This window comes from Lacinutrix sp. 5H-3-7-4 (assembly GCF_000211855.2).
Classification (GTDB): domain Bacteria; phylum Bacteroidota; class Bacteroidia; order Flavobacteriales; family Flavobacteriaceae; genus Lacinutrix.
The window spans coordinates 1782738-1798051 of sequence record NC_015638.1 but is presented as its reverse complement, the minus strand read 5'-3'; the positions used below and the strand labels follow the sequence as shown (position 1 = coordinate 1798051).

The window sequence follows — 15314 nt, the reverse complement described above, 5'->3', positions numbered from 1 at the left end:
ACTACAAATGAATTACATAGACTATATCATTATAATTTTATACCTAATAGGTTTTTTAGGGATCGGTTACTTTTTTAAAGAAAATAAGAACTCTAAAGATTATTTTTTAGGTGGTCAGTCTATGGGTTGGTTTCCATTAAGCTTATCAACTATGGCAACACAACTTTCTGCCATAAGTTTTATTTCAGCTCCAGCATTTGTAGGACTAAAAGATGGTGGAGGATTACAGTGGTTAACTTATGAGTTTGGTGTGCCATTAGCTATGGCTTTTCTATTAATTGCTATAATTCCTACTTTATATAAGTCTGGAATTGTAAGTGTTTACGAGTTTTTAGAACGCCGTTTCGATGCGTCATCAAGATTATTAATAAGCTTTGTGTTTCAAATAAGTCGTTCTGTTGCAACTGGTGTAATGGTTTACACAATGGCTTTAATTTTACAAGCTACAATTGGTATAGAATTTTGGATTTCAATATTAATTATTGGAGTTATTACCATGATATATTCATTTCAAGGTGGTATGAAAGCTGTAATTTGGGGAGATGTAATACAAATGTGCATACTGTTTTTTGGTATAGTTATTTGTCTATTTTACGGTTTAAGTGAATTAGGTGGTTATGATAATTTTATAAACCTTGTTGATAAAGACAGATTAACAGCTGTAGATTTTTCAAAATGGGGATTTAATAATGCCGATAAAAACGATGAGTTTGGCTTTTGGCCAATGGTTATTGGCGGTTTCTTTTTATATGCTTCTTATTATGGTACAGACCAAACACAATCACAGCGCTTATTATCTGCTAAAGGATTACCCACAATTAAAAAACTGCTATTAGCAAATGGTTTGTTTAGGTTTCCAATAACATTAACCTACTGTATAATGGGCTTAGTGTTAGGAACTTTAATACTTCAGGATGCTAGTTTCCAAGAGCTTTTAAATTCGGTTTACCAATCTAACATTACTAGTTTAGAAGGAAAAAAAGCCGATTTAATGGTACCTGTTTTTATAATAAAATATTTACCTAATGGTGTTATTGGTATTTTAATTGTAGCAATTATGTCTGCAGCAATGTCATCTTTAAGTTCTACAGTTAACTCGCTATCTGCAGTAACTTTAGAAGATTTTATTAAACGTTTTAAACCAGATTTACCAGATAAAAAATATGTAAAATACTCAAGACTTCTTTCTGTTTTTTGGGGATTAGTATGCTTATTTTTTGCCTTTTTTGCAGGTAGTATAGAAGGCACAGTTATAGAGGTAATAAACAAAGTTAGCTCTGTATTTTATGGCCCAATATTAGCAGCTTTTATATTAGCTATTTTAACTAAAAAAACACATGCATTAGGTGCTAACTTAGGTATTGTTGCCGGTGTATTGTTTAATATATATTTATGGCTTTATGTCCCTAGTATTTTTTGGTTTTGGTGGAATGTTATTGGTTGTTTAATTACTATTATTATAGCATTAGTAGTTAGCCGTGTTGTAAAAAAAGAATTAAAACCAGGATTAAATATTTCTATTTATAAAGCTGGTAAAAAAGAAGTTGCTATATTATTATCTTATTTTTTATTAATAGTAATATTTGCCATTTTTATTGGTGAAGCTTTAAATTAAATTAGAAATATGAAAATTGTAATTGCTCCAGATAAATTTAAAAATTCTCTAACAAGTTTAGAGTTTTGCGATATAGTTGAAAAACAAATAAAATTAAATTTACCGGCAACCAATATTGTAAAACTCCCTTTAGCAGATGGTGGCGATGGTACAATAGATATTATTAATTATTATTTACATGGTATAAAAATTTTTGTAACTGTCTGTAATCCATTATTCGCTGCTACAAAAGCATCTTACTTATATGCTGTAAATTCTCAAACCGCATTTATAGAAATGGCAGAAGCTTCTGGTTTAAAATTATTAAAACCAGCCGAAATAGATTGCAAAAACGCTACTTCTTTTGGTACAGGAGAACTTATTTTAGATGCTATAAATAAAGGCGCAAAAAAAATTATTTTAGGCATTGGAGGTAGCGCTACTAACGACTGCGGTATTGGTATGGCTACTGCTTTAGGCTATAGATTTTTAGATAATAAAAACAAAACAGTAAATCCCATTGGTGCTAATTTATCTAAAATTAAATCAATAGATATTAGCAAAGTAAACACTAAAATATTTGATGTTGAATTTCAAATTGCTTGCGATGTTACCAATCCTTTACATGGAGAAAATGGAGCCGCACATGTTTACGCTGCACAAAAAGGTGCAAACCAAACTGATATTTTATTATTAGATCAAGGCCTTAAAGATTTTTCAAAATTAATAACAAAGGTATTTAATATTAATCCACAAAGTGTTTCTGGCGCTGGTGCTGCTGGAGGCATGGGAATTGCATCAAAAATATTTTTAAAAGGAAATCTTGAAAGCGGTAATAAATTAATTAAAAAATTATCTAATTTTGACAATCAAATTTTAGATGCAGATTGGATTATTACTGGTGAAGGAAAATTAGATTACCAGACACTTTCTGGCAAAACTATTCAAGGTATTTTAGACGCTTCAGTTAAAAAAAACATTAAAGTTGCTGCTTTTTGTGGCGCCATAGATATAACCGAAAGAGACCTAAACACAATGGGAATTAGTTATGCATCCCAAATTATTGATGAAGCAAAAAATTTAGATGATGCTATAAATAATGCAAACACTCATTTAAATACAATTACAAAACACTTCATTAAACAAATAAAGTAAATTGCTTAAAAATGAAATTATATCCTTTAATATTTAATCCAGTATATAGCTATAGAATTTGGGGTGGAGACAAACTAAAAACTGTTTTAAACAAAAAATATTCTCAAGAAAGTATTGGTGAGTCTTGGGAAATATCAGATGTTAAGGATAATGAAACCCTAGTAAGTAATGGCAATTTAAAAGGAAAGACTTTAAAAGAGTTAATTAATACTTTTAAAGCAGACTTTGTTGGTGAAAAAGTATACAACACTTTTGGTAATGATTTTCCGCTACTAATTAAATTTATAGATGCCAAAACACCATTATCTATACAAGTACACCCAAGTAATGAATTAGCAAACGCAAGACATAATTCCTTTGGGAAAAATGAAATGTGGTATGTAATGCAAGCAGAAAAAGATGCAGAGCTAATAGTTGGTTTTAATAAAGAAATTAAACAAGAGCAATACAAACAGCACCTTAAAAACAATACTTTAAAAGAAATTTTAAATATTGAAAAAGTAAAATCTGGAGATACCTTTTATATTCCTACCGGAAGAGTTCATGCTATTGGCGCTGGTGTTTTATTAGCCGAAATACAACAAACCTCTAATATAACATATCGTATTTATGATTATGATAGAGTAGATAAAAAAACGGGTGAAAAAAGAGAGCTACATACAGATTTGGCTTTAGATGCAATAGATTACAATTTTTATATAAATTATAAAGCAGAATATAAAACAGAAACAAACATTCCAAAACCATTAGTAAATTCACCATATTTTAAAACCAACATACTAAACATTGAAGGTCTTTTAAACAGAGATTTATCTATTTACGACTCGTTTGTAATATATATGTGTGTTGAAGGAAATACACTACTTAAAACAGCAGAAAATAACGAAGAATACAATTTAACCATTGGACAAACAATAATTATTCCGGCTTGTATAAATAGTATAAATTTAGAAGCTACTTCTGGAAAATTAATTGAAGTTTATTTGTAGAAATTAAATAGTATCAAAAATGTTATAAAATAAAAAAGCTTCATATTCCTATGAATCTTTACTTAGTAGCGGGAACTGGACTCGAACCAGTGACCTTCGGGTTATGAGTTTAAAAAAAAACATTATTCACCCTCCTATTTTGCTATATTTTAATAAAATCGTGTACTAAATTGTGTACTCTGATTTATAATTATTTTCTATTCAAATTTACATAAAATTTTAACTTGTATTACATATTTATAGATAGGTATTACAAATTAAAATGCTATTGTAAAAGAGTAAGCAGAATTGAATAAAAAGAATTTTACACTCAAATATAAATTAACACCTGTAGAACAATAAATATTAGTCTAATTTTAAACCTTCTAAAGCTTTCAACTCAACACCCAACTCATTAAACATTTCAAGAATACTACTAATTTTTAATTCTTCTTGTGTGTATTCCTGAGTATTAATACTACAAGTAAATTCCCAAATCTCTAAAACCTCTTCTATAGGAACACTATAATCATGATACTTCTTATTATCAGACATTAGCAACAAAGAGTTGTTTAAATCTATATTATTAAATACTCTTTTATATACCATACCATCATTAGCAGTAACTAAAATGTATGTTTTTCCTGTGGTAATCTCACTCCTATCTTCAATAAAACGACCAATTACAAACGAACCATCTTTCATTGGTAACATAGAATCTCCTTTAATTGGAAATGCACGATGTTTTCCAGTAGGTAAAAAAGGTAATTTTATTTTTTGAAGCTGTTCAATATATTCAGGGTCATCATACCCTGCTAAATATCCAGCAGAAGCCTTAACAGGAACAACTTCAATTAAATTTTCATTAGCATCATCAACTGTTATTGGAAATAAAACACGTTGATTATTTAATTCTATAAATGAAAAGTCTTTAGCTTTTGTAAGGTCATTACGTAATAAAATATCAATAGGTATTTTAAAATAATCAGAAAACGCAATTAAAAATTCAATTGTAGGTGATGAACGATTCTCTTCGTATGATCCAATTCTAGACCTAGTAACATTTAACTCTTCAGCTAAACCTTCCTGAGATAGCTTTTTGAGATTTCTTAAGTGTTTTATGTTTTTAGATATATAATTCATAATACTACAAATGTAAGCAATAATTACTAAAATATGTAGCTAGTTTTGTAGCATGCAAAAAAATATTTTACACCTAGATTTAGATACATTTTTTGTCTCATGTGAACGTTTAATTGATAGTCGTTTAAAAAACAGACCACTATTGGTTGGTGGCACAGGAGACAGAGGCGTTGTTGCTGCTTGTAGTTATGAAACTAGAACTTTTGGAGTGCATTCTGGAATGTCTATGAAAGTTGCTAGACGCTTATGTCCTGAAGCTATTGTAATTAAAGGCAATGCATCAATTTACACCAAGTATTCTCATTTAGTCACAGAAATAATTAAAGAAAAATCTCCAGTTTTTGAAAAAGCTAGTGTAGATGAGTTTTATGTCGATTTATCTGGTATGGATAAATTTTATGGTTGTTATAAATATGCTTCAGAGCTAAGACAACAAATTATAAAAAATACAGGATTACCCATTTCGTTTGGACTTTCGGCTAATAAAATTGTTTCAAAAGTAGCTACAGGTGAAGCTAAACCAAATAATCAATTACAAATAGATTCTGGTTACGAAAAAGATTTTTTAGCTCCGTTATCTATTAGAAAAATACCTTCTGTTGGAGAAAAAACATATCAAACTTTAAGAGGATTAGGTGTAGATAAAATTAAGGTTGTACAACAAATGCCATTAGAAATGATGACGAGTGCATTAGGTAAAAATGGTAGAACAATATGGAAGCGAGCAAACGGAATTGACAATCCGCCATTGGTTCCTTTTTATGAGCGCAAATCATTATCAACCGAACGAACTTTTGGGAAAGATACTATAGATGTTGTAAAGCTTCGCACTACCCTATTTGCTATGGCTGAAAATCTAGCTTTTCAATTAAGAAAAGGAGATAAATTAGCAGGAACTATAAGTGTAAAAATTAGATATTCAGATTTTAATACATACACAAAACAAGTTAAGATACCATACTCTAGTGCAGACCATGTTATAATACCTAAAGTAATTGAACTTTTTGAGAAATTATATCAACGTAGACTATTGATTAGGTTAATTGGAGTTAAGATAAGCGATATAGTAACAGGTCATTATCAAATAAACTTATTTGATGATACAGAAGAAATGCTAAGTCTGTACAACGCTATGGACAATATTAGAAATAAGTATGGAGAATTAAGTGTAATGAGAGCTTCTGGAATGGGAGCAAAAACCATTGGTAGATTTAATAATCCTTTTAATGGTGAACCTCCAATTTTATTAGCACATAGAAATCAATAATGTATTTAAACTGTCACACATATTACTCATTAAGATATGGAACGTTTTCTGAGTTAGACCTGTTAGATTTAGCTAAAGAAAATAATTACGACTCTATTGTCCTTTCTGATATTAACAATACATCTGCATGTTTAAATTTTATTCATCAAGCTAATTTAAGAAACATTAAACCTGTTGTAGGTATCGATTTTAGAAACGGAGCAGAACAAAAATTTGTTGGCATAGCAAAAAACAATGTTGGATTTAAAGAACTTAATGATTTTATGTCTCAACATTCTCAACATAAAATGTTGATACCTGATTTAGCACCTAATTTTGAGAATGTTTTTATTATTTATCCTTTTGAAAAAGTATTACAACTCAACAAAAAATGTTTTGAGCCTTATGAATTTATAGGTGTTTCCATAAACGATTTAAAAAAACTCAGGTTTTCACAACTAAAAAAACATAGTCAACATCTTGTGTTTCTTCAACAAGTTACCATAAGAGATAAAGGTGATTTTAATGCTCATAGGCTTTTAAGAGCAATTGACAACAATATTTTGTTAAGTAAACTTGAAAAAACTGAAGAATGTAGTATTCAACATAAAATGTTGTCGAGTGTTGAACTAGAAAAAGCTTTTGTTGAATTTCCTTTTATTTTACAAAACACAAAAAACATATTAAACCAGTGTAGCATTAATTTTGGTTTTGGAAATGAGCGTAAATCTCAGAATTTAAAGGTTTATACAGATTCTTTTGAAAACGATTTTAAATTATTAGAGCGTTTATGTAAAGAAAAAATATCAACACGATATGTGGCACCAAGTAAAAAGGTAAAAGAGAGATTATATAAAGAATTAGAGACTATCAAGTCAATGCGGTTTGTTTCTTTTTTTCTAATAAATTATGATATTATATCGTATGCAAAAAGTAAAGGGTATTTTCATATTGGTAGAGGAAGTGGTGCAAATAGTATTGTTGCCTATATAATTGGAATTACAGATGTAGATCCCATTGAATTAGATTTATATTTTGAAAGATTTATAAATCCGTTTAGAGCTTCACCACCTGATTTCGATATTGATTTTTCTTGGAAAGACCGTGATGATGTTACAGCTTATATTTTCAAAAGATTTAAACATACAGCATTGTTAGCAACATATAATACATTTAAATATCGAGCAGCAGTAAGAGAGATTGGTAAAGTGTTTGGCTTGCCAAAAGAAGAAATAGATAAGCTTTGCAAAAACAATTTCAACTATTATAAATTAGATGAATTTTCAAAATTAGTAATAAAATACGCTAAACTTATAGAAGGTTTTCCAAATTATATAAGCGTTCATTCGGCAGGAATATTAATTTTAGATAAGCCAATTCACAATTATTCAGCTACAAATTTACCTCCTAAAGGCTTTCCAACTCTACAATTTGACATGAATATTGCAGAAGATGTTGGAATTTTCAAGTTTGATATATTAGGTCAAAGAGGATTAGCTAAAATAAAAGATGCTTTAGAAATTATTTCAGAGAACAGACCAGATTCTCCTCCAATTGATATAACAAATATTGAAGCTTTTAAAAAAGATCCAAAAATTAATAATTTATTAAAATCGGGAGGCGCAATAGGTGCTTATTATGTAGAGTCACCAGCTATGCGTGGATTAATGCAACAATTGCAAACTCAAAATTATATTGAATTAGTCGCAGCAAGCTCTATAATTAGACCAGGAGTTTCAGGCTCAGGAATGAAAGAAGAGTTTATAAAACGACATAGATATCCAGAAAAAAGAAAAGAAGCACATCCAATATTGTATAAAATTATGCCAGAAACTTATGGTGTAATGGTATATCAAGAAGATGTATTGAAAGTAGCAAATCAATTTGCCGGTTTAACACTAGGAGAAGCAGATGTTTTAAGAAGAGGAATGAGTGGTAAGTATAGGTCTAAAAAAGAATTTGAGGCTGTAGAAGAGAAATTTTATAAAAATTGTAGAAATAAAGGTTTTGATGAAAAACTAATAACTGATGTTTGGAATCAAATTAAAAGTTTTGCTGGTTATGCTTTTGCAAAAGGACATTCTGCTTCTTATGCAGTAGAAAGTTATCAAAGCCTTTATTTAAAATGTTATTACCCATTAGAGTTTATGACTGCCGTATTAAATAATGGTGGCGGATTTTATAGTGCAGAACATTATTTCCATGAAGCTAGAAAACAAGGTGCTAAAATTTGTGCTCCATGTATTAATAAAAGTGATCATCCAAATAAATTAATAGGAAAGACCATTTATTTAGGATTTGGATATTTAAAAAATTTAGAACTATTCACTATTAAGCGTATACTATCAGAGAGACAATTAAATGGCGACTTTACATCTTTAGATAACTTTATTGACAGATTAACAATTACTATCGAGCAACTAACTATTTTAATTAGAATTGACGCATTTAAGTTTACTGGTAAATCTAAAGTAGAATTGTTATGGCATTCAATATTTAAATTAAATGCAAAGCGCGATTATAACTCACAATCAAAACTTTTTATATCAGAACACAAAAAATTTAATTTACCTAAGTTAAATGTAAGTTGGATTGAAAACGCATATGATGAAATGGAGTTATTAGGATTTCCATTATGTGATTACTTTAATTTAGTAAATGAAAATACAGATAATGGAATTCTTGCTCTTAAAATGAAAAACTATGTAGGCAAAAATGTTTTAATATATGGTAGTTTAGTAACTACTCGTTATAACAACACATCAAAAGGTGAGCTAATGCGTTTAAGCACATTTATAGATAAAGAAGGTAATTATTTTGATGCAGTGCATTTTAGTAGTGTAGTAGATAAATTTCCAATAAATGGTCTAGGAGTTTATGCCTGTTTTGGAAAAATAACGAATAGGTTTGATTTTTGTAGCATGAGTGTAATTAGAAGCAGGAAAATGGGTGTTATAAAGGATCCAAGAAACACTTAATTATCACCAACATTGGCATATTGTTTATTGCGTTTCAAATATCCAATTTATCCATTAAAACAGAAGAAAATATTCTGCAGAAATATTAGTAAACAAAATCGAAACTAGAAATAAAATACAGATATTGTTGTGCGTTAGTTTTTTTAGAGGTCACGTTTAGCTTCCCCTCTTATTATTCACTTGAAAATAAGCGCTTTAAACTTAAATATATTTTTTTTTATTTCTTATTCCGATTAAAATTCTGCTTAGTTTTTTTAACTCAGTTCTTTGTTGGCAAATCGTTTTTTATTCTTTCCTCTCATAATAATGAAAATTACCTCTTGGTAAAAATATCAGAGTCATATTTTTTTCAGAGATATAGTCAATTCCGTATTTGAGTGTGTCAGATTTGTTTGTTAAAACTAAACTACCATCAATTATTTCATTTTGTTTGTTTAAAACACTTTCAGTAATCAAATATTCATAATGGTCATCTAAATCCGTTTTTTCATTTACATATTTAAAAGTCCAATTATTTCCATTTATTTCAACAGATGATAATGAATCTTTTGTACTAATCCATATTCCATTATTAATTGAATTTTTGACTTGTTTTTCGGAAGTCAATAAAGTTGAGTTTGAGACTTGTTCTTCTGTTTTATTCTCCTTTTTGAATTGATTTGAAAGAGCGATAATTGATAATACAATACTTATTAATGAAATTATATAAGGCAAGTATTTAGTCCGAACTTGAAAATCAGATATTTTTAAATCAAGATTTTCCTTTTTTACTTTTCGGTCTAATAATTCTTTTTGATGATTTATATATTCAGACCAACTTTCATATTGTGCTACAACGTATCCGTATTCTGTAATTATAAAAATGTCTTTTGTTCTGGAAATAAAACCTTGACTTTGCAAATACTCTAACTGTCTATATTTTTCACTTCGTTCAATTGCTTTGTCTCTATTATTTGTTCTTGATTTGTCCTCATAATCAAAGTATCTGTCTTTGCTAATTTTTACTAAAAGGTCAAATACTGGTTTCTCCATAATTTATTTTCAAATGTTTGCCAACGGTATCGTATAACCGTCAGTTACGGGTTAATATGCGTTAATTTTCGATTTAGCACAGGCTTTCGCAATTCCGAGTGGATTCGGACGTAGTCGAATCCGCCGTAATTGCGGTTATACATTGTTGTAGTGCGTTTTTTACCAATCATTATCTTCTTGACAACTTGAACAAAGTCCACCATAAACTCCATATTCGTACGCACCACAATTTGAACAAGTGTTTTCTAATTCATCAGTACAACTATCGCAATAATCATCGTATGAATATTTAGAGTCTCCACACCTTGGACAAATTTGGTTTTCCTCTTCGTTTACAAAAGAACTTTCGCTTGGTGCATAATTTGATATATAACAATCTCCTTCCTCTCCGATAATTTCCACAGTATATTCAACTCCTCTGTCACTTTCAAATTCCGCATATCCGTCACTTATATCTGGCGGATAGAAATGGCTATCGTCCAACCATCCGCCATTAGGCCAATGAATAACAGTTAATTCATTATCCTCAATTTCCACTTCTAAGGTATAAGTTGAACGAGTTCCTGTTTTGTAGTAGTAATATTCGATTTCAGCGCAATATGTTCCGTCCGTATAACCATCTTCCTCATAATCATAAGTCGAATAGTATGATTCGTTTGATTCATATTTCCGACTTTTGTTTTTACAACTAAAGACACTAACAACTAAAATTAAAATCAGAATTTTTTTCATTCGGTTTTTGTTTGTCAAATGCACTACAACCCGACGAGGGTTATGAGTTGTTTTGAACTGTAAGATATTGGAAATATCTGTAAGTTTAAAATAACTTATAACCAGAGTTATTGTTCAGTGCGTAGCGAAGCTACTGCGGTGAGCAATAACTCGGGCGAAGCCCTCGTCGGGTTATTGTTAATGCAAGCGTAGCGCAGCATTAACAATAACGGTCTCGTATAACCGTCAGTTACGGGTTAAATTAGCGATTATTTTCGGTTTAGCACTAACGTTAGCAATTCCGAGTGGATTCGGATGTAGTCGAATCCGCCGTAATTGCGGTTATACATTGTTGTACACCGTATTTTTTTCATTCCGTTGTTGCTTTTTTAGCACGTTCAATTGTCGGTTCATAATCAAATGTTGAACACGAACCTTCACTTAAAACTCTCTTTCCTGTCCGTTCTATTTTACTCTCGTCATTTTCCCAATCAAACACGTAAATAGTTGCTCTGAAAACTTCGTTCAGTACTTTGAAATTCAGCTCTCCATTATCGTGACCAAAGTTTTCCTCCGTTTCTATTATTTTAATTGGTATTCCATTATTCAGGTAAATAACTGTCCTTATTCGACCGTAAGAAAGTCCGATTTCCTCAATTATTTTGCAAATCTGTTTTTCATTCCGCCATACTTTTAAAATTCCGCCACCATCTGTAGTAATTCCAGTCAGTTCCACCCAATCAAATTCCTTTTCCACAAGAGTTGAGTCCGATTCTATAGATTTCACTTCGTTATCAATTCGGTCAAGGTTTTTTTCTTGTCCAAATGCTAAAAATCCAATTAAGATTAATATGATTACGAATGCGTTTTTCATATGGTGTACAACGGTTTTGTGTATGGCTAGTTGCGTTGTCTGGAACTAAGTTAACAAAAGAAAACGAACCAGAGGAAATTCCGTTAGGAATTTCCAAGTAGGCTAGAACCAAGCAATTGGTTATACACGTTGTTGCCACACGTTTTTTTATATTCTTTCGAACCAAGTTCCGTTTAGCTTTTCATTCAGTTGTTCTATTCTGCTATTAATCTCTCTTTTGATAATTAAAAACTCCTTTGTTTCGTATTTGTCACGATTTAACTTTTCAAGTTCAATTTTTAATGTAGCTCTTTCATTCGCTAATTCATATAGTTTGAATTTAGCTTTTCTTTCGTCTGAAATCTCTTTTGGATGTCTATAATTTTTATCTGATAATTCTGAGAAATGTTCATTTCCACGTTCATTTTCAGGAATATATTGACCAAATTCAAGTGTTGGCTTTCTTCTTATAATCTGCTTAAACGATTTTGAATGAATTGTTATATCGCCTTCTTGCGTTTCAATTATCCATTCCGTTGAATTTTTAACATTCGATTTTGTAATTCCGTGAATTTCCATTCCGTTTACAAATTCTGTCATTAAATTCATTTTGAATAAACTCACATCTTCAAAAATCAGAGTTGCTGGCGAAATCCAAAACGTATAAGACATTCCTTTTACTTTTGGTTCGTTCCACTTTAAAATATAATCTAAATCAAGAACTACTTTGTCATCAAATTTAAGAGCATAAATCGGGCAATCGTGCCAACCCATTTCTCCAAAATCAGCATCTGTCCAAGTCCATTTTTCTAAATTATATTCTTTCAATATCGGTGTTTTCTTAAATGTGTGGCAACGGTTTTGGCTATGGTTTCGTTGCGGAATGGTTCGGCAGAACTATTCCGCCGTAAACCAAAGTTAGCAAATACGCAGGAATTTCCGAGAGGAAATTCCGCCGCAATGAACTATAGCCGTTGTTGTGTATAGTGCTTTTATTCAATCCAATATTCTTTAAATACTTTCGCGATTTTTCCATTGTCAAAAAAGAATAAATATGCTGTTCCGCTTGAACCTTCTTTTCCAACTCTATCTGTTGTAATATCAATCAATAGGTTGTCCTTATCGAGTTTAGATAGTTCAACATTCGGTTTCCTCTTTTTTTTCACGCAATCTAATTTTAATTCCGTTTTTTTGCGCTTGGTGCTTTCTAGTTTTTTATAAATCGGATAAGTTTTCGTTTTGTCAAACTCAAATACTTTTTCTTTTTCTATGTCAAGTTGAAAAGCGACATATTCTGTCGAAAAATACATTCCGTAATTCCATCCGTTGCCAATTTTAGAGTCGAATCTAAAATTCCGAGTTTTTAATTCGTTGTCAGCTTTAATATATTCCATTGCCGATTGAATTTGTCTACATAATTCTCCGTCAGAAATTAATTCCGAATCCTGTCCATAAATGGAATTCGTAAACAATAAAAGAAGTATTATTTTTCTCATTCAAGACGGTTTTTCCGCATTATACACAACGGTTTAGGCTATGCGTCAGTTGCGTTTCTCAGCCTTGTCTTCTCAAATATACCCAAACCTTAGAAAATTTCGCAGAAATTTTCGGATGAGTAAGAATTAAGCAATTGCGTATAGCCAGTGTTAGGCAACGTTATTTTCGGTACACTATTTTACTTTCAATTAATATTTCCGTACTATCGTTACCTATTGAAAGCATTTCGGTCCAATTACCTTTATGATCAAATTTTAAATATTTATAGTTTTCTATTGAAATAGTATCTCCTTTCTCATCGACTGTTACTGTTTTGATGATATTTCCTTTATCGTTATAAAAAGTTTTAACCTTAAAGAAAATTTGGTCGTCTTCTGATAGGTCATTTTCTTCAATAACGTTATTATTCGCGTTGTATTTGTATTTCTGTTTTCCGAATATAATATCGTCAACATAATCTATTTTTTCGACCTTGTTTTTATTTACGAAAGTTGACAGAATAACATTGCTATCCACGTTCTTTCCAGTCATAAATTCTTTCTCTTCGACTATCTCACCTTCTTCGTTTAGCACATTTTTGAAATATGATTCGTTTACTAATTCGCCAGAATGGTTGTAATATTTTTTTGATATCGTACAAAGATTTTTGTCATATTCATAAACGTATTTATGTGTCATTCTGTTAGAAATATATTGGATATGGTCTTCTATCATACCTTTTTTGTTAAAATGGTATTCATTATCAACATATGCCATGTAGTCTAATTTTGGCAAAGGTTGTTTTTCAATTTGACCATTTTTTTTCACAGCTTGAAACTGGCTAAATTTTATCGATTCAACATTGCCATTTAAATTCATCTTTTGCAGGTCAGTGTATCTGCTATTTTTTACAGAACAGTTTGCAAATAGCACTGTAAAAAGAATTATGAAAATTTGACGGAGGTTTGTCATAATGTTGCCTAACGTGATTGTATAAGAATAGTTGCGGGTTTGCGTGCGAGGATTTTCCGAAGGAAAATCAGACGTTACAAACACGCAACAACCTTTGTTTTAGCACTAAACCGCAATTATTTTTATACGGTGTTGTGCATAGTACTTTTTATTTTTTCAATTTCAGATTCAATTTCCGTAAAGTCTATAAATCCGTTTTGATTGGTTGTTTTTTTAATCGTTTTTTTCCAAAAAGGAAAAGCCCAAGTTAAGGAAGTTCCATATTTTTCCCAAGTTCCGTTTTCATTCTCAAATTCATACTCGTTTTTAAATGGGAATTCTCCTTTGTAATAATCTATTCTCCTTTTTTTACAGGTCAGAAATCGCAAAAACTTCTCAAATCCTACGTTTAAATTATCAATTTTCGGATAAAAATGTTTGTGTGCGATTCCGAATCCAACTGTCAACATTCCGCCTTCATCAAATTCAATCCAAATTGACGATTCTTCTTCGTTTTCCGAATTCAGAGCGAGATGAGTTCCGTCTTCAAATTCTGAAATCCTATCAGGAAAATGAGATTCCAAAAGCTCTTTTATTTTACTAAATGTCAATTCGTGGTTCGTCATTTCGGTATTATGCACAACGGTTTAGGCTATGGTTTCGTTGCGGAATGATTCGGCAGAATTATTCCGCCGTAAACCAAAACTTTGCTGTAAGATAGGAATTTCCGATAGGAAATTCCGCCGCAATGAATTATAGCCAGTGTTGTGCATAGTTTTTTATTCCACGACTCCGATAAACATTAAATATTCTACTTCGGTATCATAGATTTCCATTAATTCTTCTTTTGTTAATTCAACTTTCTCCTCATTCAGAGCATATTCCACCATTTCATTAAAATCCATTTCTGCATTAGATTCCGGTTCGCTTTCTGGATTCGGATTTTCAGAAATCAGTCCGACTTTATTCATATAGTTTTCTTCCGCAATTAGCGCACTACGAATCAAATTCAAGTCCGATTTTTTCTTATTCAGTTTCAATGCAATGAAACAAGTCGCTTCGTCCAAATCATATATTTGTTTTCCAGCGTTATTTTCATTCACAGTGCAAATCGGTTCGTTTTTACAACCGAAAAATGAGAGTAAAGTCAAGATGAATATTTTTTTCACGGTTTTGTTTGGTTAAATTATGCACAACGTGTTTGTAT

General features: G+C 30.6%; 14 protein-coding genes. 5 read left to right on the top strand and 9 right to left on the bottom strand.

Annotated elements, in window-relative coordinates; genetic code table 11:
* Nucleotides 1–7 precede the first annotated feature (7 nt).
* From LACAL_RS07950 to LACAL_RS07940, 3 genes are read left to right on the top strand one after another with little or no spacing between them, the layout of a single operon-like run.
* Nucleotides 8–1615 (top strand): sodium:solute symporter, encoded by a 1608-nt coding sequence (locus LACAL_RS07950; protein ID WP_013870209.1) that lies wholly within the window; start codon nucleotides 8–10, stop codon nucleotides 1613–1615.
* Between the two features lie 9 nt (nucleotides 1616–1624).
* Nucleotides 1625–2749, top strand: coding sequence for a glycerate kinase (locus tag LACAL_RS07945; RefSeq protein WP_013870208.1), 1125 nt, complete (start codon nucleotides 1625–1627; stop codon nucleotides 2747–2749).
* An 11-nt stretch (nucleotides 2750–2760) separates the two neighbouring features.
* Nucleotides 2761–3738, top strand: coding sequence for a type I phosphomannose isomerase catalytic subunit (locus tag LACAL_RS07940; protein WP_013870207.1), 978 nt, complete (start codon nucleotides 2761–2763; stop codon nucleotides 3736–3738).
* A 345-nt stretch (nucleotides 3739–4083) separates the two neighbouring features.
* Here LACAL_RS07940 and LACAL_RS07935 read toward each other — a convergent pair whose 3' ends face one another.
* Nucleotides 4084–4860 carry a LexA family transcriptional regulator gene (locus tag LACAL_RS07935; RefSeq protein ID WP_013870206.1) on the bottom strand — a complete coding sequence of 259 codons (777 nt, stop codon included), beginning with the start codon at nucleotides 4858–4860 and terminating at the stop codon, nucleotides 4084–4086.
* Nucleotides 4861–4912: 52 nt separating this feature from the next.
* Between LACAL_RS07935 and dinB the strand changes: the two genes are divergently transcribed.
* A complete protein-coding gene (gene dinB, locus LACAL_RS07930; protein ID WP_013870205.1) occupies nucleotides 4913–6127 on the top strand; it encodes a DNA polymerase IV in 1215 nt (404 codons plus the stop codon).
* Nucleotides 6127–9084, top strand: a complete 2958-nt coding sequence (locus LACAL_RS07925; protein ID WP_013870204.1) for a DNA polymerase III subunit alpha — start codon at nucleotides 6127–6129, stop codon at nucleotides 9082–9084. The genes dinB and LACAL_RS07925 overlap by 1 nt, the downstream gene beginning before the upstream one ends.
* 285 nt (nucleotides 9085–9369) lie before the next feature.
* On the opposite strand, the gene LACAL_RS07920 is transcribed toward LACAL_RS07925, so the two are convergent.
* From LACAL_RS07920 to LACAL_RS07885, 8 genes are all read right to left on the bottom strand, one after another.
* Nucleotides 9370–10116, bottom strand: a complete 747-nt coding sequence (locus tag LACAL_RS07920; protein WP_013870203.1) for a hypothetical protein — start codon at nucleotides 10114–10116, stop codon at nucleotides 9370–9372.
* A gap of 159 nt (nucleotides 10117–10275) precedes the next feature.
* Nucleotides 10276–10848, bottom strand: coding sequence for a hypothetical protein (locus tag LACAL_RS15560; protein WP_013870202.1), 573 nt, complete (start codon nucleotides 10846–10848; stop codon nucleotides 10276–10278).
* Between the two features lie 349 nt (nucleotides 10849–11197).
* On the bottom strand, nucleotides 11198–11701 hold the full coding sequence (locus LACAL_RS07910; RefSeq protein ID WP_013870201.1) for a hypothetical protein: 504 nt from the start codon (nucleotides 11699–11701) through the stop codon (nucleotides 11198–11200).
* A 147-nt stretch (nucleotides 11702–11848) separates the two neighbouring features.
* Nucleotides 11849–12508, bottom strand: coding sequence for a hypothetical protein (locus LACAL_RS15020; protein WP_013870200.1), 660 nt, complete (start codon nucleotides 12506–12508; stop codon nucleotides 11849–11851).
* Between the two features lie 164 nt (nucleotides 12509–12672).
* On the bottom strand, nucleotides 12673–13176 hold the full coding sequence (locus tag LACAL_RS07900; RefSeq protein WP_041301390.1) for a hypothetical protein: 504 nt from the start codon (nucleotides 13174–13176) through the stop codon (nucleotides 12673–12675).
* A 160-nt stretch (nucleotides 13177–13336) separates the two neighbouring features.
* A complete protein-coding gene (locus LACAL_RS07895) occupies nucleotides 13337–14035 on the bottom strand; it encodes a hypothetical protein (RefSeq protein ID WP_013870198.1) in 699 nt (232 codons plus the stop codon).
* Nucleotides 14036–14250: 215 nt separating this feature from the next.
* Nucleotides 14251–14733, bottom strand: a complete 483-nt coding sequence (locus LACAL_RS07890) for a hypothetical protein (protein WP_013870197.1) — start codon at nucleotides 14731–14733, stop codon at nucleotides 14251–14253.
* 153 nt (nucleotides 14734–14886) lie between these two features.
* On the bottom strand, nucleotides 14887–15258 hold the full coding sequence (locus LACAL_RS07885) for a hypothetical protein (protein WP_237700980.1): 372 nt from the start codon (nucleotides 15256–15258) through the stop codon (nucleotides 14887–14889).
* Nucleotides 15259–15314 lie beyond the last annotated feature (56 nt).